Source organism: Mycobacterium gastri (genome assembly GCF_002102175.1).
GTDB classification, from domain to species: domain Bacteria; phylum Actinomycetota; class Actinomycetes; order Mycobacteriales; family Mycobacteriaceae; genus Mycobacterium; species Mycobacterium gastri.
In genome coordinates, this window is record NZ_LQOX01000147.1 from 76,734 (window position 1) to 100,007 (window position 23,274).

At 66.4% G+C, this 23,274-nt stretch carries 25 protein-coding genes and 2 pseudogenes; 19 read left to right on the top strand and 8 right to left on the bottom strand.

The genetic code is table 11. The features are described from left to right. The first annotated feature begins 26 nt into the window (after positions 1-26). Both AWC07_RS24195 and AWC07_RS24200 read left to right on the top strand, forming a co-directional pair. Entirely contained in the window at positions 27-1,577 is a 1,551-nt protein-coding gene (locus AWC07_RS24195) for an MBL fold metallo-hydrolase (RefSeq protein ID WP_036413335.1), read from the top strand. Further along, positions 1,574-1,906: a hypothetical protein gene (locus AWC07_RS24200; RefSeq protein WP_036413334.1), complete on the top strand. Its 333-nt coding sequence runs from the start codon at positions 1,574-1,576 to the stop codon at positions 1,904-1,906. Before AWC07_RS24195 ends, AWC07_RS24200 begins: the two co-directional genes overlap by 4 nt. 84 nt (positions 1,907-1,990) lie before the next feature. On the opposite strand, the gene AWC07_RS24205 is transcribed toward AWC07_RS24200, so the two are convergent. Both AWC07_RS24205 and AWC07_RS29135 read right to left on the bottom strand, forming a co-directional pair. Then, a complete protein-coding gene (locus tag AWC07_RS24205; RefSeq protein WP_036413358.1) occupies positions 1,991-3,547 on the bottom strand; it encodes a phytoene desaturase family protein in 1,557 nt (518 codons plus the stop codon). A 51-nt stretch (positions 3,548-3,598) separates the two neighbouring features. Beyond that, positions 3,599-4,225, bottom strand: coding sequence for a TetR/AcrR family transcriptional regulator (locus AWC07_RS29135; RefSeq protein WP_085105262.1), 627 nt, complete (start codon positions 4,223-4,225; stop codon positions 3,599-3,601). A gap of 68 nt (positions 4,226-4,293) precedes the next feature. Between AWC07_RS29135 and AWC07_RS24215 the strand changes: the two genes are divergently transcribed. Then, a complete protein-coding gene (locus AWC07_RS24215) occupies positions 4,294-4,776 on the top strand; it encodes a DUF2834 domain-containing protein (RefSeq protein WP_036418244.1) in 483 nt (160 codons plus the stop codon). On the opposite strand, the gene serS is transcribed toward AWC07_RS24215, so the two are convergent. Continuing rightward, on the bottom strand, positions 4,773-6,026 hold the full coding sequence (gene serS / locus AWC07_RS24220; RefSeq protein ID WP_036418242.1) for a serine--tRNA ligase: 1,254 nt from the start codon (positions 6,024-6,026) through the stop codon (positions 4,773-4,775). The two genes, AWC07_RS24215 and serS, sit on opposite strands and share 4 nt — an antisense overlap. 119 nt (positions 6,027-6,145) lie before the next feature. Here serS and AWC07_RS24225 point away from each other — a divergent pair, with 119 nt between their 5' ends. The 3 genes and pseudogenes from AWC07_RS24225 (at position 6,146) to AWC07_RS29140 (ending at position 8,142) form a co-directional block, all read left to right on the top strand. Beyond that, positions 6,146-7,507 carry a septum formation family protein gene (locus AWC07_RS24225; protein ID WP_139829857.1) on the top strand — a complete coding sequence of 454 codons (1,362 nt, stop codon included), beginning with the start codon at positions 6,146-6,148 and terminating at the stop codon, positions 7,505-7,507. A 3-nt stretch (positions 7,508-7,510) separates the two neighbouring features. Then, positions 7,511-7,930, top strand: a pseudogene (locus tag AWC07_RS24230) (metallopeptidase family protein). Beyond that, entirely contained in the window at positions 7,927-8,142 is a 216-nt protein-coding gene (locus tag AWC07_RS29140; protein ID WP_084293692.1) for a hypothetical protein, read from the top strand. The pseudogene AWC07_RS24230 and the gene AWC07_RS29140 overlap by 4 nt, the downstream one beginning before the upstream one ends. Here the strand turns inward: AWC07_RS29140 and AWC07_RS24240 are convergent. Together AWC07_RS24240 and pheA are read right to left on the bottom strand one after the other, a co-directional pair. Next, complete coding sequence (locus AWC07_RS24240) at positions 8,119-8,817, bottom strand: histidine phosphatase family protein (protein ID WP_036417750.1); 699 nt, start codon at positions 8,815-8,817, stop codon at positions 8,119-8,121. The two genes, AWC07_RS29140 and AWC07_RS24240, sit on opposite strands and share 24 nt — an antisense overlap. After that, positions 8,814-9,770: a prephenate dehydratase gene (pheA, locus tag AWC07_RS24245; protein WP_036417748.1), complete on the bottom strand. Its 957-nt coding sequence runs from the start codon at positions 9,768-9,770 to the stop codon at positions 8,814-8,816. The genes AWC07_RS24240 and pheA overlap by 4 nt, the downstream gene beginning before the upstream one ends. A gap of 89 nt (positions 9,771-9,859) precedes the next feature. Here pheA and AWC07_RS24250 point away from each other — a divergent pair, with 89 nt between their 5' ends. The 3 genes from AWC07_RS24250 to AWC07_RS24260 all read left to right on the top strand — a co-directional run bounded on the left by AWC07_RS24250 (position 9,860) and on the right by AWC07_RS24260 (position 12,779). Then, the gene (locus AWC07_RS24250; RefSeq protein ID WP_036417746.1) at positions 9,860-10,666 is read left to right on the top strand and encodes a DUF2470 domain-containing protein; all 807 of its coding nucleotides are present in this window, start codon (positions 9,860-9,862) and stop codon (positions 10,664-10,666) included. 52 nt (positions 10,667-10,718) lie between these two features. Then, the gene (locus tag AWC07_RS24255) at positions 10,719-11,939 is read left to right on the top strand and encodes an LCP family protein (protein ID WP_036417744.1); all 1,221 of its coding nucleotides are present in this window, start codon (positions 10,719-10,721) and stop codon (positions 11,937-11,939) included. Positions 11,940-12,233: 294 nt separating this feature from the next. Beyond that, positions 12,234-12,779 (top strand): ferritin, encoded by a 546-nt coding sequence (locus AWC07_RS24260; RefSeq protein ID WP_085105264.1) that lies wholly within the window; start codon positions 12,234-12,236, stop codon positions 12,777-12,779. Here AWC07_RS24260 and AWC07_RS24265 read toward each other — a convergent pair. Then, complete coding sequence (locus tag AWC07_RS24265) at positions 12,776-13,600, bottom strand: glycerophosphodiester phosphodiesterase (protein WP_036410997.1); 825 nt, start codon at positions 13,598-13,600, stop codon at positions 12,776-12,778. The genes AWC07_RS24260 and AWC07_RS24265 overlap by 4 nt on opposite strands. A gap of 5 nt (positions 13,601-13,605) precedes the next feature. Continuing rightward, the gene (locus tag AWC07_RS24270) at positions 13,606-14,649 is read right to left on the bottom strand and encodes a DUF4328 domain-containing protein (RefSeq protein WP_139829858.1); all 1,044 of its coding nucleotides are present in this window, start codon (positions 14,647-14,649) and stop codon (positions 13,606-13,608) included. Positions 14,650-15,271: 622 nt separating this feature from the next. Between AWC07_RS24270 and AWC07_RS27830 the strand changes: the two genes are divergently transcribed. From AWC07_RS27830 to rraA, 9 genes and pseudogenes are all read left to right on the top strand, one after another. Next, positions 15,272-15,427 carry a hypothetical protein gene (locus AWC07_RS27830; protein ID WP_167380130.1) on the top strand — a complete coding sequence of 52 codons (156 nt, stop codon included), beginning with the start codon at positions 15,272-15,274 and terminating at the stop codon, positions 15,425-15,427. Positions 15,428-15,588: 161 nt separating this feature from the next. Then, entirely contained in the window at positions 15,589-16,212 is a 624-nt protein-coding gene (locus AWC07_RS24275; RefSeq protein WP_036410990.1) for a superoxide dismutase, read from the top strand. 234 nt (positions 16,213-16,446) lie between these two features. Beyond that, positions 16,447-16,980, top strand: a complete 534-nt coding sequence (locus AWC07_RS24280; protein WP_023368897.1) for a hypothetical protein — start codon at positions 16,447-16,449, stop codon at positions 16,978-16,980. 252 nt (positions 16,981-17,232) lie between these two features. Next, positions 17,233-17,928, top strand: a complete 696-nt coding sequence (locus tag AWC07_RS24285; protein ID WP_036410989.1) for a TMEM165/GDT1 family protein — start codon at positions 17,233-17,235, stop codon at positions 17,926-17,928. A 471-nt stretch (positions 17,929-18,399) separates the two neighbouring features. After that, positions 18,400-18,798 (top strand): hypothetical protein, encoded by a 399-nt coding sequence (locus AWC07_RS24290; protein ID WP_036410988.1) that lies wholly within the window; start codon positions 18,400-18,402, stop codon positions 18,796-18,798. A 111-nt stretch (positions 18,799-18,909) separates the two neighbouring features. Then, entirely contained in the window at positions 18,910-19,566 is a 657-nt protein-coding gene (locus tag AWC07_RS24295; protein WP_036410987.1) for a DUF6474 family protein, read from the top strand. A gap of 255 nt (positions 19,567-19,821) precedes the next feature. After that, positions 19,822-19,926 (top strand): annotated as a pseudogene (locus AWC07_RS27220) (LPXTG cell wall anchor domain-containing protein); the annotation flags it as partial. A gap of 123 nt (positions 19,927-20,049) precedes the next feature. Next, on the top strand, positions 20,050-20,478 hold the full coding sequence (locus AWC07_RS29435) for an Rv3852 family protein (protein ID WP_036410986.1): 429 nt from the start codon (positions 20,050-20,052) through the stop codon (positions 20,476-20,478). A gap of 4 nt (positions 20,479-20,482) precedes the next feature. Next, complete coding sequence (rraA, locus tag AWC07_RS24310) at positions 20,483-20,965, top strand: ribonuclease E activity regulator RraA (protein WP_036410985.1); 483 nt, start codon at positions 20,483-20,485, stop codon at positions 20,963-20,965. 4 nt (positions 20,966-20,969) lie between these two features. Here rraA and AWC07_RS24315 read toward each other — a convergent pair whose 3' ends face one another. Beyond that, a complete protein-coding gene (locus AWC07_RS24315) occupies positions 20,970-22,439 on the bottom strand; it encodes a flavin-containing monooxygenase (RefSeq protein ID WP_036410984.1) in 1,470 nt (489 codons plus the stop codon). Positions 22,440-22,515: 76 nt separating this feature from the next. Between AWC07_RS24315 and AWC07_RS24320 the strand changes: the two genes are divergently transcribed. After that, positions 22,516-23,163: a TetR/AcrR family transcriptional regulator gene (locus tag AWC07_RS24320; RefSeq protein WP_036410993.1), complete on the top strand. Its 648-nt coding sequence runs from the start codon at positions 22,516-22,518 to the stop codon at positions 23,161-23,163. The last annotated feature ends 111 nt before the right edge of the window (positions 23,164-23,274 follow it).

The window sequence follows — 23,274 nt, forward strand, 5'->3', positions numbered from 1 at the left end:
CCTCTGAACGGCACAGAAAGGTATTTGTGCAGGTCACAAGCGTCGGCCATGCCGGCTTTCTGATCCGGACTCACGGGGGCAGCATCCTGTGCGATCCATGGCTCAATCCGGCCTACTTCGCGTCCTGGTTCCCGTTTCCGGACAACAGCACACTGGACTGGGACGCCCTGGGCGCCTGTGACTATCTATACGTATCCCACCTCCACAAGGACCACTTCGACGCGGAGAACCTGCGGGCCCACGTCAACAAGGACGCGGTGGTGCTGCTTCCCGACTTTCCGGTACCCGATCTGCGAAATGAGCTGGAGAAGTTAGGGTTCCACCGTTTTTTCGAGACCACCGACTCGGTCAAGCACCGGCTCAGCGGGCCCAAGGGTGAGCTGGACATCATGATCATCGCGCTGCGCGCCCCGGCCGACGGTCCGATCGGGGACTCGGCGCTGGTGGTTTCCGATAGCGAGACGACGGTGTTCAACATGAACGATGCCCGTCCGATCGACTTGGACATGCTGGCAGCGGAGTTCGGCCCTATCGACGTGCACATGCTGCAGTACTCGGGCGCCATCTGGTACCCGATGGTCTACGACATGCCGGCGCGTGCCAAGGAAGCTTTCGGCACCCAGAAGCGGCAGCGCGGGATGGACCGGGCTCGCCAGTACATCGCGCAGGTAGGGGCTACCTGGGTGATCCCGTCGGCCGGACCACCGTGCTTCTTGGACCCCGAACTGCGCCACCTCAACGACGACGGCAGCGACCCGGCCAACATCTTCCCCGACCAGATGGTGTTCTTGGACCAGATGCGCACCCACGGCCACGATCGCGGCCTGCTGATGATTCCGGGATCGGTCGCGGATTTCACCGGCGCGCAGCTGAATTCGCTGAGCCATCCACTGCCCGTCGAAGACGTCGAGTCCATCTTCACCACCGGCAAGTCGAAATACATCGCCGACTATGCCGAACGGATGGCGCCCGTCGTCGCGGCCGAATGTGCCAGCTGGGCTTCGGCCAGCGGTGAGCCGCTGCTGGAGCCGCTGCGCGCGCTGTTCGAACCGATCATGATGCAAAGCGACCAGATCTGCGACGGCATCGGCTACCCGGTAGAACTAGTCCTGGGTCCCGAGACCATCGTCTTGGACTTTCCGAAACGTACCGTGCGCGAACGCATTCCCGACGAGAAGGTGCGCTACGGGTTCGCGATCGCGCCCGAGCTGGTGCGCACCGTGCTGCACGACCGGGAACCGGACTGGGTCAACACCATCTTCCTGTCCACCCGGTTTCGGGCCTGGCGCGTCGGCGGCTACAACGAATACCTGTACACGTTCTTCAAGTGTCTGACCGACGAGCGGATCACCTACGCCGACGGCTGGTTCGCCGAGACTCACGACGACAGCGCATCGATCACCCTGGACGGCTGGGAAATTCAGCGCCGCTGCCCCCATCTAAAGGCCGACCTTTCGAAATTCGGTGTGGTAGAAGGCAACACGTTGACCTGCAACCTGCACGGGTGGCAATGGCGGCTGGACGACGGCCGCTGCCTGACCACCCGCGGCCACCAGTTGCGGAGTTCGAAAACATGATGCAGTTCTACGACGACGGCGTGGTCCAGCTGGACCGTGCCGCGCTGACGTTGCGCCGGTACCACTTTCCGTCCGGCACGGCCAAGGTCATCGCGTTAGACGACATCCGCGGCTACAAGGCCGAGCCGCTGGGCCTGCTCACCCACCGGTTCCGTATCTGGGGCAGCTCGGACCTGCAGCGCTGGCTGCCGCTGGACGTCAACCGGCCACTCAAGTCGACGTTGATCACCCTGGACATACCGGGGGCGCGGTGGAAACCGGCCTTCACGCCCGCGCGTCCGGTCGATTTCATGGCGCTGCTGGATGGGTTGCTCTCCGAACGCGGTTAGCCTCTCGCCGAACGTGAATCCACTGCGAAGTTTCCGCGGTTTTTTCGCACTGGGAACACGCTCGGCGAAGCGCTAAAGCTAAAGCTAAAGCTCGGCCAAGGCCGCACGTCCGGCGTTGAAGCCCGGGATGAACGTGATTCCGGGCCCGCCGTGGCATCCCGCACTTCCCAGGTACAGCCCGCCGATCGGGATGGGCTGCCCGATATAGCCTTTCGGCCCCGGCCGGTTCGGGCCGATCTGGTTCGGATGCAACAGCCCGTGGCAGTAGTCGCCACCGGGGGCGCCGAACATCACCCCCATGTGCTTGGGCGTGAAGGTGGTGTGCCTGGTGATGCTGCCGGCGAAATTCGGTGCCAGCCGGGTGATCTTGTCGATCACGTGCTGGCCCATGTCGAGCTTGGACCGCCCGTAGTCGGCACCGCCTTCGATCGGGAACCACATCGCGAACGCCGACGCGGCGTGCTTGCCTTGCGGAGCCAGCTGCGGATCGTGCAACGACGGGATCTGCAGTACGACAGTCGGGTCGGCCGGCACGATTCCGCGGCGGCACTCCTCCCACTGCTGCTGCACCTCCTCCGGCGTGCAGAAGATGCCGATCGATGCCTGCATGGCCGGATCGTTGAGCGCCTGGTACGGCGCGGCAAAGCTGGGAGTCTCGTCCAAGGCGAAGTGCATCTGCAGGTAGCTGCCGCGGTGGTCGATACGCGCATACCGTTCCCGGATGCCGGCGGGCAGCGCCGCGGGATCGATCAGCTCGTTGACCGTGACGTCGGGCGCGACGGCCGAGACCACGATCGGGGCGCTCAGTATCTCGCCGGCCTCGGTGCGCACCCCGCTCACCCGGTTGCCCTCGACGCGGATCTCGGCCACCTTGGATCGCAACCGGACTTCGCCGCCGTGGCTTTCCAGCAGCCGGCGCAGATGCGCGGTCAGCGCGCCGATGCCGCCGCGCAGCTTCTTCATCTGCACGAAGTCGCCGTCGGGGATTCCGAGTCCGAAGGCCAGCGCGGCGGCGCTGCCCGGCGTGGCCGGCCCGCGATAGATGGTGTTGACGGCCAGCACCGTCATCGAGCCGCGCAACGCGGCGTGCTTCTGGCGGTCCGGCAGGTAGCGGTCCAGCACGTCGGTGACCGATCCGAACAGCATGTCGTCGATGGCTGAGCGCTCGAATTCGTTGGTGGCGCACGCATACATCTCGTCGAAGGTCTTCGGCAGCGTGCCGGCCTCGAAGCGTCCCAGCGCTCGTGTCGGCGCCTGGGCCCACGCCAGCAGCCCTGCCATTCCGGTCACCGCGTCCGCCCCGTGCACCTCGTTGACGTGGGCGAACATCTTCATCGGGTCGGTGTACTGGACCAGCGGATCGTCGCCGAGACCGCGCAGTGCTACCGACATAACTTCCATTTCGACGGTCGGCAAGGTGTCCAATCCGAGTTCGCTGATGACCACCGCCGACGTCGGGAACTGCACCGAGCCGGCGATCTCGAACCGGTACCCGTCGAACAGCTCGACGGTGGCGGCCATCCCGCCGGGGTAGCGCTTGGCATCCAGGCACACGGTTCGCAGTCCCGCCCGCTGCAGCAGCACCGCCGCGGTCAGCCCGTTATGCCCGGCGCCGATGACTATCGCGTCGTAATCCGACATGCTGCTGCCCTCCCGCAAGGCACGCTGGCACGGATCGCAGTGTTTTGTCAATTATGACGAAACGTGGTTGGGCACCCACGCCTCGGTGATACCGGCCCGCAGCGATTCCAGCGCCGTGTGACACATGCGCGCCAACTCGCCGAGCGACCGGTCGTCAGCAAGCATCCACACCTCCATCGCGCCGAAGACGGCCGCGGCGATGCACCTCGCCGTCACCGCCGCCCGCAACCGCTGGTCTCGTGTCGGGTCTGCAACGCAGCTACGGCGTTGCAGCTGCCCGGCGATGGCCTCGGCGAAGTCGGCCTGGACATCGCGGATATGCCGAACGATCCGGCCGGGATCGAGCTCGCTACCGCGCAAGGCGGCGATTTTCGTGACAGCTTCCACATCATAGGGAAATGCGAAGACGGCCGACCGCACCGAATCGATGATCGGTTCGTCGGCCGGTCTGGCGTCCAGCGCCGCGCGAAACCAATGCAGCCCGGTGTAATCGGCAAACAGCAAATCGTGCTTGGAGCGGAAGTGGCGATAGAACGTCCGCAGCGACACCCCAGCATCTGCCGCGATCTGTTCGGCAGAGGTATCCGCCACACCTTGGGCCAGAAACCGCACCAGGGCGGCCTGACGCAACGCCTCCCGGGTGCGTTCGCTGCGCGCCGTCAGCGCTGGCCGGACCATGGCAGTAAGGTACCAAGAAAAGTTATGACAATATTGACAAAACTTTTCGGCGCGGTGACACTGCGGCCATGGTGTCGCTCGTTGTCCACGCGTTACTCGGGCTGGCCGTCGTCGCCTGGATCGTGGCGTCGAACCCGAAGGTCTATGCGAAACCGGCGGGCGGGTCCTGGTTGTCACCGCTGGAATGCGTGTATTACACCGCCGGCGTCACCTCGATCGCGCTGGGCTGGTACTTCAACATCCACTTCGTGCAGCACTACACGCACGGATCGGCCAACCCAATCTGGGGTCCCGGCAGCTGGGCAGACTACATCCGGCTGATGTTCACCAACCCGGCCGCCAGTTCTGCCAGCCAGGACTACACGATCGCGAATGTCATTCTGCTGCCGCTGTTTACCATCACCGACGGCTATCGGCGGGGTATCCGGCGCCCGTGGCTGTACTTCCTTAGCAGCCTGTTCACCAGCTTCGCCTTCGCGTTCGCCTGCTACTTCGCCATCATCGAGCGGCAGCGCCGGCACGAACAGTCGCATCAGACCGTCCCCGCTTAAGGTTCGAGCACGTCGGTACCGACAAACGGGACCAGCGCCTTGGGGACCCGCACACTGCCGTCGGGCTGCTGGTGGTTCTCCAGGATCGCGACCAGCCAGCGGGTGGTGCCCAGCGTGCCGTTGAGAGTCGCCGCGATCTGCGGCTTGCCGTTGCCATCCCGATAGCGAATCGCCAGCCGGCGCGCCTGAAAGGTGGTGCAGTTCGACGTCGAGGTCAGCTCGCGGTAGGCGCCCTGAGTCGGGACCCAGGCCTCGCAATCGAACTTGCGCGCCGCCGACGAGCCGAGATCGCCCGCGGCCACGTCGATGACCCGATACGGCACCTCGATCAGGGCCAGCATCTCGCGCTGCCAGCCCAGCAGCCGTTGATGTTCGGCCCGGGCGTCGCCGGGTGTGCAGTAGACGAAGCCCTCGACCTTGTCGAACTGGTGCACGCGGATGATGCCGCGGGTGTCCTTGCCGTAGCTGCCGGCCTCGCGCCGGAAGCACGACGACCAGCCCGCGTAGCGCAACGGCCCGGCGGACAGGTCCAGGATCTCCCCGGAGTGGTAGCCGGCCAGCGGAACCTCCGAGGTGCCCACCAGGTAGAGGTCGTCGGCTTCCAGCCGGTACACCTCCTCGGCATGGGCGCCCAGGAAGCCGGTCCCGGACATGACCTCCGGGCGCACCAGCACCGGCGGGATCATCGGGATGAAGCCGTTGTCGACGGCCAGCCGCAGCGCCAGCTGCAGCAGCCCCAGCTGCAGCAGTGCACCCCGCCCGGTCAGGAAGTAGAACCGCGATCCGGACACCTTCGCGCCGCGCTGCATGTCGATGAGCCCCAGCGCCTCGCCGAGTTCTAGGTGGTCTTTGGGGTGGTCCAGCGGTGCGGGCTCACCGACGACGTCGAGCACCGCGTAGTCGTCCTCCCCGCCGGCAGGGACGCCGTCCATTACGACGTTGGGGATCGCCAGGTGCGCCGCCGTGAACACCGCCTCGATTTCGGTTTGGTTTGCTTCGGCGGCCTTGACCTGCTCGGCAAGGTCTTTCGCGCGCTGCAGCAGGGCCGGGCGCTCCTCGGGTGACGCGCCGCCCACGCTCTTGCTGGCGGCCTTCTGCTCGGCGCGCAGCGCATCAGCCGCCGCGATCGCGCTGCGGCGGGCGGCGTCGGCCGTCAGCAGCGCATCGACCAGCGACGGGTCCTCACCACGACTGAGTTGGGAGCGCCGCACGGCGTCGGGGTCTTCGCGGAGCAGCTTCAGGTCGATCACGGCCGCAAGACTACTTTTGACAGCACAGCCCGATGGCGTCAGATGGCCGGGCATCGGCTCTGGTCTCACATCAGCAACATTGGTCACGCGACTGGGTGGGCCCTGTCAGAATGGAACGGATGTTGGACACGCCCGAAAAGCAACTGCCACCTGACAGCTCACCGGACACCGGAGCCGCCGCGGCCCAAGCGGAGCCGCCGCGGGCGGGCTTCCGCTGGCCCCGTGCTCTGCAGGCGTCGGCGACCCGGCGGGCGCTGCTGCTCACCGCTTTGGGTGCCCTGTTGATCGCCGGGCTGGTCACCGCGGTTCCCGCGGTGACCACCGGTCCCGGGCGGCTGGCCGGTTACATCGACAACAATCCGGTGCCCAGCACCGGCGCCAAGAGCAACACCGCCTTCAACCGCGCTGCCAGCGGCGACTGCCTGACCTGGCCCGACGCCATGCCGGAGGCCGCGACCATCGTCAGCTGTTCCGACGACCACCGGTTCGAGGTGGCCGAGTCCATCGACATGCGGGCCTTCCCCGGTTCGGAGTACGGGCCCAACGCCGCTCCCCCGTCGCCGGCACGCATCCAGCAAATCAGCCAGGAACAGTGCGAGGCCACGGTACGCCGCTACCTCGGCACCAAGTTCGATCCGAACAGCAAGTTCACCATCAGCATGCTGTGGTCCGGTGACCGCGCGTGGCGACAAGCCGGCGAGCGGCGGATGTTGTGCGGCCTGCAGTTGCCCGGCTCCAACAATCAGCAGGCCCTGTTCAAAGGCAAGGTTGCCGACCTCGACCAGTCCAAGGTCTGGCCGGCCGGCACCTGCCTGGCCATCGACTCGAACACCAACCAACCGGTCGATGTTCCGGTCGATTGCACGGCCCCGCACGCGATGGAGGTCACCGGCACGGTCAACCTCGCCGAGAAGTTCCCCAACGCGCTGCCCGCCGAACCCGAGCAGGACGCGTACATCAAGGACAACTGCACCCGGATGACGGACGCCTACCTGGCGCCCATCAAGTTGCGGACCACCACGTTGACCCTGATCTATCCGACGCTGTCGCTGTCCAGTTGGTCGGCCGGAAGCCGTGAGGTCGCATGCAGTATCGGCGCGACACTGGGCAACGGAGGCTGGGCCACGTTGGTGAACAGCGCCAAGGGGGCGCTGCTGGTCAACGGCCAGCCCCCGATACCACCACCCGACATCCCCGAGGAGCGGCTCACGCTGCCGCCGATCCCGCTGCAGGTGCCGACCACGCAACCCGCTGCCCCGGTCCAGGAGATCCCGATCACGCCGCCGGGCAACCAGCACCTGCCCAATCAACAGCCGGTGGTGACACCGTCTCGCGCACCCGCAGCCCCGGCTACCACCCAAGCACCCGCTGCCCCGGCTACCACCCAAGCACCCGCCGCCCCGCCGGCCGATGGCGGGGGGCCGCCGGCGGCCCCGGCACCCGAAGCCCCCGCACCCGCCGAGCCCGCGCCGGAAGGTTAGCCGGTGGCGGTGCGGATGGACCCGCAACGGTTCGACGAACTGGTTTCCGACGCCCTCGACCTCATCCCGCCCGAACTGGCAGCCGCGATGGACAATGTGGTCATCTTGGTCGCCGACCGCCACCCCGACGACCGCGACCTGCTGGGCTTGTACGAGGGGGTCGCGCTGACCGAGCGTGACTCCGATTACGCCGGAGCACTGCCGGACGCCATCACCATTTACCGCGACGCCCTGCTGGATGTCTGCGAATCCGCCGACGAAGTCGTCGACCAGGTGGCGATCACGGTGATCCACGAGATCGCCCACCACTTCGGCATCGACGATGCCCGGCTGGACGAACTGGGGTGGGGCTGACCGAACCCGGCCGGTGACGGGCGCGGCATCCCGGATTTGTCCGGCCCCGGTGCTAAGAACGCTTCATGAGCACAGTCTGTCGCGACTGCCGGACGGGCGTCTATCACTGCCACGGGGCCATCATTCGGCATCCTCTGGGCCGGGCCGAATGCACCGAAACCGACTGCGACGGGCCGGAGATATCGGTGCACACGTTCGTCATCGACTGCGACGCGGTCGGCTGCGGGTGCACTGACACGGCTAACGGAGGGGTTGGATCACCCCATCGGGTCAGTGCTTGACGTCACCGCGTCGATGACTGGGGTGGGTGGGCCTTGGGTGAGGTCGGGGTAGAACGGCGGCGTGAGGCTTCCCCACTGCACACAACTCCACCGCCCGTCGGTGATCGGAGCCAGCACCACGCATTCGGCATTGCCCAAATGGTTGTCGAGCACGAAGGTGCCGTCGACTCCGGCCAGTACCGCCGAGGTCAGCCGGATCGCCGCGCCATGGCTGACGACCACGATGTCACCGTCCCAGGCGGCGTCGTCCAGGTAGCGCATCCGTAGTTCGGTGAGCACCGGCACGCAACGGTCCAAGACGTCTTCGCCGGACTCACCACCGGGCAGCGGCACATGCAACTCACCGCGATGCCAGCGGTCGTAGATGGCGTTAAATTCGGCGACGGCCTCGTCGTCGTTGCGATTTTCCAGCTCCCCCACCTGGACCTCGTGGATGCCGTCGAGCCGCAGCGGCGACAAGTCCAGCTCGGCCGCGATCACCTCGGCCGTTTCCGCTGCGCGGACCGCCACCGAGTGCGCAAGCAGGAGCGGCCGGGCAGGGCCGCCGAGCGCGAACGCGCGTGCTTGTTCGCGTCCCAGGGGTGTCAACGCCGTGCCCGGTGGCCGAGTGTCCAACCGGCGCTCGACGTTGCCGTGGGACTGGCCATGCCGCAACAGCACCAGACGACCGCTCATCGCCCCGGCTCCCGGACCGGGTCGGGCTGGCCCTCCCTGAGCCGAGCCAGCCAGATCGATGCATCGTCGGGTGGCGGCGGTCGCATGCCGGCCGCCTGTCCCGTCGGCCAGGAACCCAGGTATCGCACATCAGCACAACGACGGTGCAACGCCTTGAGTGCCTCGGCGACGGCGTCGTCGTCGATGTGACCGACGCAGTCCACGAAGAACATGTAGGTGCCCAATTCGGTGCGGGTGGGCCGGGATTCGATCCGGGTGAGGTCAATGCCGCGCATGCCGAACTCGGTCAGCGCTTCCACGAGTGCGCCGGGCACGTTGTCGATCCGCAACACCGCCGAGGTGCGGTCGGCACCGGTGCGCGCCGGAGGTCGGGCTGGCCGGCCGATCAACACGAAACGGGTCCGCGCGCTGGATTCGTCGACGACACCGTCGGCCAGCGGCGCCAACGCCCAGTGGGCGGCCGCCAGCGGCGACGTGACGGCCGCGTCGACCCGGCCATCGGCCACCTGGCGGGCCGCGTCGGCATTCGAATACGCCGGACACATCTCGACGCCGGGCAAATGCGCGCTGAGCCATTGCCGTACCTGCGCCGCCGCCACCGGAAAGGCAGCCAGCGTACGTACCTCGGCGGCACTGCGGCCGGGCCGCACGACGATGCTGAAGGCCACCTCGAGCGTGGTCTCGGCGAACACCTGCAGGGGCGAACCGATGGCCAGGCTGTCCAACGTGGGCGCCAGCGATCCGTCGATCGAGTTCTCCATTGGCACGCAGGCGAAATCCGCCGCGCCGTCCCGGACAGCGTCGAGCGCGGCGGGGGTGCTTTCGACCGGCAGCCGCTGCGGCAGCTCCGTCAGCTCCGCGTCCCGCCCGGGTATCAGCCCGGCCGCGGTTATCTGCAGCAGCGCCGCCTCGGTGAAAGTCCCTTCCGGACCGAGGTAGGCGATGCAGACCACGCTGACAACACTAGTGGCGCATCGGGTCCTTGCGACGAACGAGGCAGGTGGCTTAAGTTAGGCTTACCTAATTCCGAGGAGTCGCTGCGATGTTTCCGATCACCAGCCCGACGCCCACGACGGCCGAGCGCATTCGCACTGTGTGCGCCCGGGCCGGCGCGGGCCTGCTGGCGGTAGAGCCCGACCAACCGATGGCCGCGCCGCTGCACCACTTGATGTCCGACGGTTCCTTCGCCGTGGCGGTTCCCGCTGACCGCGCCGCCGTGACCGGTTACGGGCTCGGCTGCGGATCTCAGGCTTTGCTGGAGCTCACCGACTACGCCCCGCTGCCGGTCCGGGAGCCGGTCCGATCCCTGGTGTGGATCCGCGGCCGCCTGCAGCGGGTCCCGTGGGGAGCGGTTAGCTCGGTGGTGGACACGATCGCCACCGAGAACCCGGACCCGGCCCTCCTGCAGGTCGAGACTCCCCGATCCGGCCCCGCCCTCCGGCAGCAGAGCCGGTACGCATTGCTGCGGCTGGAGACCGAATCGGTGGTCGTGACCGACACCACCGGAGCCTCGCCGGTCAGTGTCGCTGACCTGCTGGCAGCCCGGCCGGACCCGTTCTGCGAGATCGAATCGACGTTGCTGTGGCATCTGACGACCGTCCATGGCGACGTGGTTGCCCGGTTGGTGTCCCGGCTGCCGGCCCAATGGCGACGCGGCCCGATCCGTCCCCTCGGCCTCGACCGGTACGGCGTGCAATTTCGGGTCGAAGGCGACGACGGCGACCGTGACATCCGGCTGCCGTTCCACCGGCCGGTTGACGACATGAACGGGCTGGGGCAGGCCATCCGGATGTTGATGGGGTGCCCCTTCGTCAACGGTTTGCGCGCCCGCCGGCGCCGCGCTTCCTAGCACGCCCTCGCGGCCGGCTGCATCGTCGGGTCCGGCCACGTACGTTGTCCAGGTGAACGGCGATCGATCACCGGAGCCCGGGGGACCCCGAAGACCGGTGCATCAACGGCCGGCGGAGCCGTCACAGGTCATCCGTCGCGACAACCCGCCACCGCGGCCACCGGGCAGACCCCGGCCCGAACCGGAACCCGCACCAGCGACCACTGACTCGCCAGTCCGGCCAGTCCGGCCCGGACGGCAGCACGGTCCCACCGCGTCGGCTCCGCCCCCGCGGCCGGTAACGCCGAAGCCGCGCCGCAAGCGGATCAGGCGGCGCTGGGGCAGGATCGTGGCGCTCAGTGTGCTGGTTGTTCTGTTACTGGCCGGGGCGGGCATCCTCGGCGGTGCGCTGTGGCTGGACACATCTCTGCGCCGCGAGCCGGTGTTCAGCGACTACGCCGATCGCCCGGGAAGCGGCCGCGGCACGAATTGGCTGCTCGTCGGCTCCGACAGCCGCCAGGACCTCACCGCCGAGCAACAGCAGAACCTCGCCACCGGCGGCGACGTCGGCACCGGACGCACCGACACCATCCTGCTGGTGCATGTGCCGGGGTTCGGATCGAGCACCCCGACGACGTTGGTGTCGATACCGCGCGATTCCTCGGTGCCGATACCCGGTCACGGTCGCGACAAGATCAACTCCGCCTTCGTCACAGGTGGCGCGCCCTTACTGGTGCAGACGGTTGAGCAGGCCACCGGCTTGCGCGTCGACCATTACGCCGAGGTTGGGTTCGGCGGCTTCGCCGAGCTGGTCGACGCGCTGGGCGGGGTCAACATGTGCCTGAGCGAGCCGATCCGCGATCCGCTGGCCGGTATCGACCTTCCGGCCGGCTGCCAACAACTGGACGGCCGACGAGGGTTGGGTTACGTCCGATCTCGTGCGACACCGCGGGCCGATCTGGACCGGATGCTCAACCAACGCCAGTTCATGGCAGCGCTGCTGCACCGTGCCGGCAGCCCCGCGGTCTGGCTGAACCCGTGGCGTTGGTATGCGGTGCCACACGCAGCCACCGCGGCGCTGACCGTCGACCAGGGCACCCATGTCTTCGACCTGGCCCGCCTGGGATGGGCGCTGCACGGACACACCACAGCGCTGACGGTTCCGATCGGCGCGTTCACCGACAGCGACGTCGGCTCGGTGGTGGTATGGAACCACGACGCGGCCCGGGAATTGTTCGACGCGCTCGCTTCGGATGCTCCCGTGCCGGCTTCCGCGCTCGACGGGCAACCATAATCACTTAACCCGGTGTGCAGGACGCGTCGAACGTTGATCCCGCGACGGTTCACGCTCGGCGCGAGGAAGCCTTGGAAGTCTCGGAAGTTTCGGCCCCAAATCAGATCCCCAGAGAGGTCACGCATCGTTTGCGCTACGGCCACCCGCAATAATGCTCTATTAGGATTAATTTGGTTAGGCAATCCTGGCCTGATAAAGAGGGTTATTGATGGCCTCGGAACAGTTAGGAAATGCTTTCCTCACTAAGTGATGCCTTCGTTGCGGACCACGCTCTACCTGCACTAACCTGGCTTCATGACTGACTACGACGGACACAAGACCAAATTCCATGCGCTAATGCAGGAGCAAATCTTCAACGAATTCACTACCGCGCAGCAATATATTGCGATCGCGGTCTATTTCGACGGCGAGGACTTGCCGCAATTGGCGAAGCATTTCTATGGCCAGGCGGTCGAAGAGCGCAACCACGCGATGATGCTGGTGCAACATCTGCTCGAGCGCGGTCTTCGCGTCGAAATACCGGGCGTTGACACCGTCCGAAACCAGTTCGACAAACCGCGTGACGCGCTGGCGCTGGCGCTCGACCAGGAACGTGCCGTCACCGACCAGGTCAGCCGGCTGGCGGCGGTGGCCCGTGACGAGGGCGACTTCCTCGGCGAGCAGTTCATGCAGTGGTTCCTGCAAGAACAGGTCGAAGAGATGTCGCTGATGTCCACCCTGCTGCGGATTGCCGACCGGGCCGGATCCAACCTGTTCGAGCTCGAGAACTTCGTCGCCCGCGAGGTGGGCCGGGCGCCGTCCGCCTCAGGCGCCCCGCGCGCCGCCGGCGGCAGCCTCTAGCCGCCGGCCTGGCCGGCGCGCCCCTGCTGCAGCCAGGCCTTCGTGCGGGCGGGGTGGTGAGTGGCCATCCACGCCACCCCGACCTCACGGCAGAATTCGACATCGTCGTATTCGTCGACGTTCCAGCAGTAAACCGCCCGTCCCTGGGCGGCCGCACGGTCGACGAGTTGCGGGTAGTCCTTCAATGCCGGCAGCGACGGTCCCACCGCCGTCGCCCCGACGGCGGTGGCCGCGCTGCTGGCGAGGTAGCGTCCGGTCTTGCCGAGCAGCACCGTCGGCAACAGCGGCGCGGCGCGGCGGATCCGCCAGACCGCCGCGGCCGAGAACGACATCACGACTGCGCGCGACCGGTCGGCGGAAGCGGGTGCGGCGATGCCGAAGCGGTGCAGAAGTGCCAGCACTTTGTTTTCGACCAGCGAACCGTAGCGGACGGGGTGCTTGGTCTCGATGAAGATCTTCACCGGCCGGTTCCAGTCCAGCACCAGCGCGACTAACGCGTCCAGGGTCAGCAGGCTGGTGTCGCCGTGAGTGCCGTCCGGACGCCAGCTTTCGTGCCAGGCGCCGTATTCCAGCTCGCGTAGCTCGGCCAGCGTCATCGTGCTGACCAGCCCGACTCCAGTCGAGGTTCGGTCCAAGCGCCGGTCGTGCACACAGACGAGGTGGCCGTCACGCGTTAGCCGCACGTCACATTCCACGCCGTCGGCGCCCTCCTTGAGGGCCAGGTCGTAGGCGGCCAGCGTGTGTTCTGGTCGAGCAGCGGACGCGCCACGGTGGGCAACCACAAACGGGTGCCCGGCGATCACCTCGTCGGCCCAGGTCATGCCCATTATGCTGCCGGTTCTTGCCTTTGCGGCTCAACTGCACCGGCAGCTGGCGGGGCGGGTTGCCGGGGCGGGCCGTCCGGCACCACGAGCCACCGGTGTGCCGGCCGTTCGACCGGTTTGCGCTCGAACCCTTCGAAGACCCGCCCGGCAGCGGAGACGGCGGCTGCCGCCAGCGCGTAGCCGACAACCGTCATGACCGTGTTGTTGGCGATGCCCTGGGCGTCGCCGGCAAAGCTGGTGGCGATGGCGAAGATCGACACCGCGTTGCTGACCACCCAGGCGATCCACCACACCACGATGGGCCGGCGCAGCCGGTGGTAGTGGTCTTCGACCACCGCCAATTCGATGACGTACACCGGCGCCCAGAACAAATTGGCCAACGGCAGCAGGCAGCCGGCCCACAACTGCCGCGACGAGCGGTGCTCGGGCAGGCCATGATGCCCGAAGGCGGCGGCCCGACGAGCGATCAGCCAGCGAATCAGCACGACGAAGCAGCCGATCATCGCAACGAGCGCGGCAATGCTGGCCAGCACCCCCAACCACAGCGCGGCGCCGGCCACCAGGGAGTTCAGCAATAGGCTGCGGTTGACGATGAGCAGCACGTATCGCACCGCATAGACCAGTGCGGCGATGCCGAGCACCACGATCGTGGCGAACAGCACGGACCGCACCGTCGGTGCGGCCGGCCCGGATTTCTCGGGCATCTCGGCAGGCGAAGGTGCGGTCGAAGGGAGTCGGTCCGCCAGACCCCACCGCGGCATCACGGCATAGCGTGGCGTGGGTCCGCGGAATCGTCGCCAGGTCCGCGGTGGCGGCGGGGCGCCCGGGCGTACCGCGATCCATCGAAACCCGGGTGGGAGCCGCGCCGGGGTGCGCTGCATGAGCTGAGGCGCCGGCTGCGGGCCCACCGGCGAACGCCACCGCGGGTCACCCGCCGACGGGTCCGCCAGCGGCGCCATCAGGGTCCCCCGGCAACGTGGACACCACACCCGCTGACGATCGCGGACGTTCCACCGAGTGCCGCACTGGGAGCACACCTGAATCACCGGACCAGCCTAATAGCGTGTCGGCGCCACGGCACAGCACGGCGTCAAACCGGATCGGGGAAGCACTTGCGTGCGCGGGACAGAGCGGGACCGCGGCGGCCCGGGCCCCCGACGAGGCAGCCCGTGCGACCCTCGACAGAACCTGGACAGGGACCTGGACAGCTACCAAGGAGTAGCCATGACCTATCCACAGTTTCCACAGCTTTATCCACAGCCGGTGGGCCATCTCGATGCCACCTCTATCGGCCTGGTTCGAGTCGGACTGTGGATAACATCGCCCCCCCGGGACGCGCCGATCGACAGCCCGACGGCGCCGCGAGCGAAGTGCGGCTCTCCGCCGGGCGAAGCGCCGCCGTCGCCTGGTCACGCGACTTGCCGGCGCAGCGGCGGCCGAGCCGTCAGCGGTTGTCCGGCCCGACTCACCCACGGGGCCGCGGGCAGCCGCTTCCGACGGCCGGCAGGAGCGGTCTTGCCATCACATGGCCATCAGTTGGCGGCCCTGCCCGGGGTTGCCCGTCGCGAAATTTTTCAACCTGTGCACCAGGCGTTATGATCTCCGACGCGATGTTCATTGTGACTCACCTCACTGAGGCGAGATGACCATGCAGGTGGAAGGCGTTTGATGGCGACACAGTCCTACGGTCCGGGGTCGACGCCACCGTCGAATTCGCGCCCCGGCTCGCCCGCCTGGAACCACGCGTACATCATCGCCGCCCTTCGTGCCGGACTGATCGCGCTCGCGCTGCTCGCGGTGCTGGTCCTCCTGGTCGTGTATTAAGTCCCCGCCGCCCGGGCAATCCCAGGGAGCTGTTCGAGCTGTTCCCGATGGGGGCTGTTCTTGCGGCGCGCGCGGTCATGCAGCAGGGTTGACTACGTCAGCCCGCCGCGTGGCGGAACCCACGCGAATGACGTGTCAGACGATTAAAAGGAGGGAATGCCGTGGCTGAATACGCTTTGCCCGATCTGGACTGGGACTACGGGGCGCTGGAACCACATATCTCGGGTCAGATCAACGAACTTCACCACAGTAAGCACCACGCCACCTACGTCAAGGGCGCCAACGATGCGGTCGCCAAACTCGAAGAGGCGCGTGCCAAGGAAGATCACTCAGCGATCTTGCTGAACGAGAAGAATTTGGCTTTCAACCTCGCCGGCCACGTGAACCACACGATCTGGTGGAAGAACCTGTCTCCGAACGGGGGCGACAAGCCGACCGGCGAGCTCGCCGCAGCCATTGATGAGGCGTTCGGGTCGTTCGACAAGTTTCGTGCCCAATTCCACGCCGCCGCCACCACGGTGCAGGGGTCGGGCTGGGCGGCGCTGGGCTGGGACACTCTCGGCAACAAGCTGCTGATATTCCAGGTCTACGACCACCAGACGAACTTTCCGCTCGGAATCATTCCGTTGCTGCTGCTCGACATGTGGGAACACGCCTTCTACCTCCAGTACAAGAATGTCAAGGTCGACTTCGCCAAAGCGTTCTGGAATGTCGTGAACTGGGCAGACGTGCAGGCCCGTTACGAGGCGGCCACCTCGAAAACGCCGGGCCTGATCTTCGGCTGACGCCAATTTTTCAGGGCTTGGGCGCCGCGCACTATTGCGCGGCGCCCTGGTCTTTGGCCGGTTTCGATATCGCGACTTCTGGACGACAGCTGGATGACAATGCGAACGTGGCGTGGGGTTAGCCGTGTCGGGTTGCGCGGCGCCAAATCCCCGCGCATGCTTGATTATTGAAACTAGACGGTTGTTCGAGCTACCAGCGTGGTTATTTCGGATGGAGGCATCTCGGAGGTCGGGATGAATGCCGGGTCAGATAGACCAATAGGGGTTGCTCCCTTTCATTCTCGTGGCGCTCTGAAAGGGTTTGTCATCTCTGGACGCTGGCCTGATTCGACCAAAGAATGGGCGCAGCTGCTGATGGTCGCCGTCCGGGTCGCGTCGTGGCCCGGACTGCTTTCCACGACAACCGTATTCGGTGCCCGCGAAGAATTGCCCGACGAACCCGCGCCCGGAACCGTCGGCCTGGTGCTGGCCGAGGGAACGGTGTTCGGCGAATCCGCCATCCGACCCGGATATTTCGCCGATCACCAGCCCCCGGCATTGCTGATGTTGCATCCGCCCTCGGAGACAACGCCGTCGCTGCCGGAATGCACCGGCGCAGCGTCGGGCTGTGTCCTGCTGCCCGGGTTGCCGCACCTGGGTCTGGAGCACCGGGCCGCCTGGGTGGAAGCCGAAGCGGACGGCACCATCACGTCCATGGTGAGTCGCGTCGGTGTCGACCCGATCAGCCATCCCGACACGGCGATCCTGGCGATGCTGCTTGCCGCATAAGCAAATTCGAAACCCTGGTTTCGGTTCGCGAATTCGAGAATGCGACTGCCCGAACTCCGTCGGCACCCTGGCGCGCCCGGAACCCTCCCGCTAACCTGGGGATCGTTAGCGAAGGGGAGTAGCCCCGAATCGTCGGGTCGACATACTGGTGAAAGCCCGGCCGGCGAACCGTCGAGCAGACGGTGGGCGAGACCTTCGACCGATGTTTGATGACCACGTCGTCATCGACCACGTGTCGAAAGGTCGTCCGAAATGCTCGCAGCCACACTGCTGAGTCTCGGGGTTGTTTTCGTCGCCGAACTCGGCGACAGATCCCAACTCCTGACCATGACCTATGCGCTGCGGTTCCGCTGGTGGGTGGTGATGGCCGGCGTGGCGATCGCCTCTTTAACGGTGCACGGGGTCTCGGTGGCGATCGGCCACTTCCTGGGCGCCACCCTGCCGGCGCGGCCAATGGCTTTCGGGGGCGCGATCGCGTTCCTGATTTTCGCGGTGTGGGCCTGGCGAGAGGGCGCGGCGGGGGACGACAAGCCCGGGACACCGCGCCAGCCACGGTTCGCACTGCTCACCGTGGTGTCATCGTTCGTACTGGCCGAGCTCAGCGACAAGACGACGCTGGCGACGGTGACCCTGGCCAGCGATCACGACTGGGTCGGCGTGTGGATCGGCTCCACGCTGGGCATGATCTTGGCCGACGGGCTGGCAATCGCTGCGGGGTTACTGCTGCACCAGCGGCTGCCCGAGCAGCTGCTGCATGTTCTGGCCAGCCTGCTGTTCCTGCTGTTCGGCTTGTGGATGCTGTTCGACAGCGCGCTCGGGTGGCGCTCGGTCGCCATCGGCGTGACGGCGGCGGTGGCGATCGTCGCGGCGGCCGGTGTTACAGCGCAAACCCTTCGGCGGAGCCGCAATGCCTCCGCGGTAGCCGCGAGGTCGGTCCGCCGACCCTGAACCGCTGCCGAACGGCACCTACCGGACCCCGTACCGTTCGGCGATGCCGACGACCGCTTGCGGGCGGCTCCGGTGGGCCGGTGACGACGCCGCCGGTCTGCGCCGCGTCCCGCAGTGCACCTCGACAGCAAAGGAGCAGCCAAGCACTGTGCCATTGGGTCTTGGTTGCCCGACATTGAATACATTCACCTGCCGAGGTGCGCGTACACCGGTCCCGGACGACCGGCCCGATGAATCGCCGAGCACCCCCACGCGCTGTATTCTGCGGATAGCCTGTGAAATCCGTTCATTCTGTAGACACCTCACCGAATCGGTTGGACGCTCGTCAAGGGCATCCTGATCGTGCCTCCAGCACGCCGGCACTCAATCCGCTCAGGTTTGCACTTGGTTGTGGACGTAACTGTCGCTACCATGATCAGCAAATAACGATAGGTAACCGTTCGATCTTGCAGCCCGGTGGAGGTCATATCGATGAGCACGACGTTCGCTGCCCGCCTGAACCGTCTGTTCGACACGGTGTATCCACCCGGACGCGGGCCGCACACCTCCGCGGAGGTGATCGCCGCGCTCAAGGCGGAGGGCATCACGATGTCGGCTCCCTACCTGTCCCAGCTACGCTCGGGCAACCGCACCAACCCGTCGTCGGCGACCATGGCCGCCCTTGCCAACTTCTTCCGCATCAGGGCGGCCTACTTCACCGACGACGACTACTACGCGAAAATCGACAAGGAATTGCAGTGGCTGGCCGCGATGCGGGACGATGGCGTACGCCGCATCGCGGAGCGCTCCCATGGGTTGTCGGCGCAGGCGCAGCAAGAGATCGTGGACCGCATCGACGAACTGCGCCGCGCGGAACTGCTCGACGCGTAACAGCCGGCAGCCACCGACCTGACGGGTTGCCCACGCCCAACGCGGATTAGGGTTGGCCCAACGATCGCGCACGCACCGCGATAATCCACGAGAACCGGGAGGCGGCCGGGAATGGGCCTGTTCCGCAAGCGAAAGAGCCGGGCGATTCGCCGCGCCGAAGCTCGCGCGATCAAGGCCCGCGCCAAGTTCGAGGCCAAGCTGTCGGCGAAGAACGCGGCGCGTCGCCTCAACTACGAGCGGAAGGCGGCGGACAAGGCCCTCAAGGCGCAGCTCAAGGCGCAGCGGGACAGCGATCGTGCGGCACTGAAGGTCGCCGAGACCCAGCTCAAAGCGGCGCGTGAGGGTAAGTTGCTGTCGCCCACCCGAATCCGCCGGGCGCTGACGGTGTCGCGGCTATTGGCCCCGATATTGGCGCCGGTGATATACCGGGCGGCCATCGCCGCGCGCGGGCTGATCGACCAGCGTCGCGCCGACCAGCTCGGGGTTCCGCTGGCTCAGGTTGGACAATTCTCCGGGCACGGCGCCCGGCTGTCGGCCAGGATCGCGGGGTCGGAGCAGTCGCTGCGGATGGTCCAGGAAAAGAAGCCGAAGGACGCGGAAACCAAACAATTCGTCGCGGCCATCAGCGAACGGCTCGCCGAGCTGTCAGCGGCCATCACAGCCGCGGAGAACATGCCGGCGCAGCGGCGCCGGGCCGCCCATACCGCGATCTCCTCACAGCTCGACGGCATCGAGGCCGATCTGATGGCCCGGCTGGGGCTGACCTGAGATGCGCCGGCGATCATGAAGCATCTGCTCGGTGTCGCATGGGCGGCCGTGCTGCTGGTCGCCCTGACGATCGCCGCGCCCCTGATGGTGGATGGCGCCAGCGGTGACCCCGTCCGCGCATCCGCGGGTCCAACCCGGGTGAGCCTGACCGGCATCCAGCATCCGGGCACCGGGTGGCTTACCGCCGAGCCGGAGATCACCGGCCCGGCCGTCACCGGGCGGCCACACCGGCAGGACAGCTACCCGGTGACGGTAGCCCGGGCCAACACCGACGCCGATGTGCCTACCTGGCCTTTCGCGGTCGGTGCGATAGCCGCGGTCGCCGCGGCGGCGCTGTGGGCGGTACGGCGGCGGCGGTAGCCGGTAAGCGCGCACAGGTAGCCGAGATGGCGGCACACCGCGTCCTGGCATGATGGGACCCGAGTGCTTCGCGACTCAGTGAGCGACCCCAAGCAAACAGTGAAGCTGCAAAGGAGCGGCCACATGGCAGACCCGCAGGATCGACCCGTCGGCGAACCCGACGGCACACCGAGACCACCGGCCAAGAAGCAGCCCGCCAAGAAGGCCGCGAAGGCCCCCGCCAAAAAAGCGCCCGCCAAAAAAGCGCCGGCCAAAAAAGCGCCGGCCAAAAAGGCGCCGGCCAAGAAAACCCCCGCCGGCAACCCGGAATCCACACCCGCCGCAGTGGCCGCCCAGCCGCCCGGACTCGAGCAGCGCGTGAAATCCAATGGCGAAATTGCCGCTGCCGCCAAAGATGCCGCAGCACAAGCGAAGTCAGCCGTCGACCGGGCCAACGACCCACTGTCCCGGGACCTGGAGCAGGCGTCGAACAACTTCACCGTTCCACTGCTGGTCGCCGTCGCGCTAAGCCTGCTGGCAATGCTGCTGGTCCGGCAGCTGCGCCGCCACTAGGTCGATGCGCAGCGTGTCGTTTCGGCCGACGGTCGATCTGGTCGACGACATCGGGTCCGACGTGCGCAGCTGCGACCTGCAATTCCGCCAGTTCGGCGGGCGCACGGAGTTCGCCGGGCCGATCAGCACGGTGCGCTGCTTTCAAGACAACGCCCTGCTGAAATCCGTGCTCTCGCAGCCGGGGGCCGGCGGCGTGCTGGTGATCGACGGCGCCGGCTCGTTACACACCGCGCTGGTCGGCGATGTGATCGCCGAATTGGCGCGGTCCAACGGCTGGGCGGGCCTGGTGGTACACGGTGCGGTACGCGATTCCGTCGCACTGCGCGGCATCGACATCGGCATCAAGGCGCTGGGCACCAATCCCCGTAAGAGCACCAAGACCGGCGCCGGGGAACGCGACGTCGACGTCACCCTGGGTGGCGTGACATTCGTGCCGGGCGAAGTCCTCTACAGCGACGACGACGGTATTGTCGTCGTCTCCCGGTGAAAACCTAAACCCGCACGGGGGCACGCTTTTTGGAGAAGCGCAGCCCTTCGTCGTCGATCCTGCCCCGCCTGATCAGATGGATGTCGCGCAGATAGTTCTGATTGAGCCGCCACGGCTTTCGCGAGCCCTGCTTCGGGAGTTCGTCGATCGAGCGCAGTACGTAGCCGGGGGTGAATTCCATGAACGGCCGTTCCTCGACATCCGGACCCGGATGTTCGGCCATCACCGTGTCAAATCCATTGGCGTCCATGTAGTTCAGCACACGGCAGACGAACTCCGACACCAGGTCGGCCTTCAGCGTCCACGAGGCATTGGTGTAGCCGACCGTGTACGCCATATTGGGAATCCCGGACAGCATCATGCCCTTGTAGGCCATCGTCTTGGTGAGATCCACCGGTTCTCCGTCGACGGAGGCGGTCGCCCCGCCGAAGAGTTGTAGGTTCAAACCCGTTGCGGTGACGATGATGTCGGCCGGAAGTTCACGTCCGGAATTCAGCCGGATTCCGGAAGGGGTAAACCGATCGATGGTGTCGGTGACTACCTCGACCTGCCCGTGGCGAATGGCACGGAACAGGTCGCCGTTGGGCACCAGACACAGCCGCTGGTCCCACGGATTGTAGTGCGGGCCAAAGTGCTTGCGTACGTCGTAACCTTCGGGCAGTTGGCGCGCGGCCAAGCCCATGAACATCTTCCGCATCCGCCGCGGCCACTTCTGGCAGGCCCCATACACCGCCGCCTGACGCAACACATTCTTCCACCGGACCGCGAAATAGGCCAGGTTTTCCGGCAGCCACCGGTTGAGCCTGTCGGCGATGCTGTCACTGTCCGGTTGGGAGACAATGTAGGTCGGCGAACGCTGCAGCATCGTGACGTGGTTGGCACCCGAATCCGCCAGTGCCGGAACGAGAGTGACGGCGGTGGCGCCACTTCCGATCACGACGATGTTCTTGCCCTCGTGGTCGAGGTCCTCGGGCCAGTGCTGTGGATGGATGATGGCACCGGTGAAGTCCGCCGCGCCGGGGAATTTCGGCGAATAGCCCTGTTCGTAGTTGTAATAGCCGCTGCACAGAAACAGGAACGAGCAGCTGAGCTGGCTGCGGGTGCCATTGGTCTCGATGTTGACGGTCCAGCGGTTTTCGGCCGTCGACCAGTCGGCGCTGACGACTTTCTGGTTGAACCGGATGTGCTTGTCGATGCCATACATGGCCGCGGTGCCCTTGACGTACTCGAGAATCGGCTCGCCGTCGGCAATGGCTTGACGCTCGGTCCAGGGGCGGAACCGGAAGCCCAGGGTGTGCATATCGGAGTCGGAGCGAATGCCGGGATAGCGAAACAGGTCCCAGGTGCCGCCCATGGCGGACCGCTTCTCCAGGATGGCGTAGCTCTTGGTGGGGCAGCGGTCCTGCAGATGCCAGGCCGCGCTCACGCCGGAAATACCCGCCCCCACGATGACGACGTCAAGGTGCTCGGTCATGGAACCACGTTATCAACGCGATGTTGAATGCGTCAACGTAGTGTCGAAATTATCGACACACGGTAAGCTGCGGGTCGTGGCCTCTTCCCCGACCGGTCAGGCGTCGCTGCATCGCGGCCGGCGCACGGCGCGGCCATCCGGAGACGATCGAGAACTGGCCATCCTGGTTACCGCTGAAAAGCTGCTGGAAGATCGTCCCCTGGCCGACATCTCGGTCGACGACCTGGCCAAGGGGGCAGGAATATCGCGGCCGACGTTCTACTTCTATTTCCCGTCCAAGGAAGCGGTGCTGTTGACGCTGCTGGACCGGGTGGTCACCGAGGCCGACACCGCGCTGGAAAACCTGATCCAGGCCCCAGACGCCGACCGCGACACCATGTGGCGCACCGGGATCAACGTTTTCTTCGAGACATTCGGTTCGCATAAGGCGGTCACCCGGGCCGGTCAGGCCGCCCGGGCAACCAGCGGCGAGGTCCGGCACCTGTGGTCGACGTTCATGCAGAAGTGGATCTCCTACACCGCCGAGGTGATCGAGACCGAACGCGACCGCGGCGCCGCGCCGGTCACCGTGCCCGCCCTGGACCTGGCCACCGCGCTCAATCTGATGAACGAACGGACGCTGTTCGCGTCCTTTGCCGCCGAACAGCCGTGCGTCCCGGAAGCGCACGTGCTGGACACGCTGGTGCACATCTGGGTCAGCAGCATCTACGGCCAGGGGCCTTGATCCCCGCGGTCAATCGTGGCGTAACCGGTTCCGCACGGTTGTGATCGCGTCATGAATGCCGCGCCGGGTTCGACCCGCCGGACGTCCTAGGCCCTAGACCAGGCAGTGGAC

Coding starts and splice junctions, on each gene's coding strand:
- AWC07_RS24200 (WP_036413334.1), top strand. CDS start 1,574: ATGATGCAGTTCTACGACGACGGCGTGGTCCAGCTGGACCGTGCCGCG.
- AWC07_RS24205 (WP_036413358.1), bottom strand. CDS start 3,547: ATGTCGGATTACGACGCGATAGTCATCGGCGCCGGGCATAACGGGCTG.
- AWC07_RS29135 (WP_085105262.1), bottom strand. CDS start 4,225: ATGGTCCGGCCAGCGCTGACGGCGCGCAGCGAACGCACCCGGGAGGCG.
- AWC07_RS24215 (WP_036418244.1), top strand. CDS start 4,294: ATGGTGTCGCTCGTTGTCCACGCGTTACTCGGGCTGGCCGTCGTCGCC.
- AWC07_RS24225 (WP_139829857.1), top strand. CDS start 6,146: ATGTTGGACACGCCCGAAAAGCAACTGCCACCTGACAGCTCACCGGAC.
- AWC07_RS29140 (WP_084293692.1), top strand. CDS start 7,927: ATGAGCACAGTCTGTCGCGACTGCCGGACGGGCGTCTATCACTGCCAC.
- AWC07_RS24240 (WP_036417750.1), bottom strand. CDS start 8,817: ATGAGCGGTCGTCTGGTGCTGTTGCGGCATGGCCAGTCCCACGGCAAC.
- AWC07_RS24250 (WP_036417746.1), top strand. CDS start 9,860: ATGTTTCCGATCACCAGCCCGACGCCCACGACGGCCGAGCGCATTCGC.
- AWC07_RS24260 (WP_085105264.1), top strand. CDS start 12,234: ATGACTGACTACGACGGACACAAGACCAAATTCCATGCGCTAATGCAG.
- AWC07_RS24265 (WP_036410997.1), bottom strand. CDS start 13,600: ATGACCTGGGCCGACGAGGTGATCGCCGGGCACCCGTTTGTGGTTGCC.
- AWC07_RS27830 (WP_167380130.1), top strand. CDS start 15,272: ATGGCGACACAGTCCTACGGTCCGGGGTCGACGCCACCGTCGAATTCG.
- AWC07_RS24280 (WP_023368897.1), top strand. CDS start 16,447: ATGAATGCCGGGTCAGATAGACCAATAGGGGTTGCTCCCTTTCATTCT.
- AWC07_RS24285 (WP_036410989.1), top strand. CDS start 17,233: ATGCTCGCAGCCACACTGCTGAGTCTCGGGGTTGTTTTCGTCGCCGAA.
- AWC07_RS24290 (WP_036410988.1), top strand. CDS start 18,400: ATGAGCACGACGTTCGCTGCCCGCCTGAACCGTCTGTTCGACACGGTG.
- AWC07_RS24295 (WP_036410987.1), top strand. CDS start 18,910: ATGGGCCTGTTCCGCAAGCGAAAGAGCCGGGCGATTCGCCGCGCCGAA.
- AWC07_RS29435 (WP_036410986.1), top strand. CDS start 20,050: ATGGCAGACCCGCAGGATCGACCCGTCGGCGAACCCGACGGCACACCG.
- rraA (WP_036410985.1), top strand. CDS start 20,483: ATGCGCAGCGTGTCGTTTCGGCCGACGGTCGATCTGGTCGACGACATC.
- AWC07_RS24315 (WP_036410984.1), bottom strand. CDS start 22,439: ATGACCGAGCACCTTGACGTCGTCATCGTGGGGGCGGGTATTTCCGGC.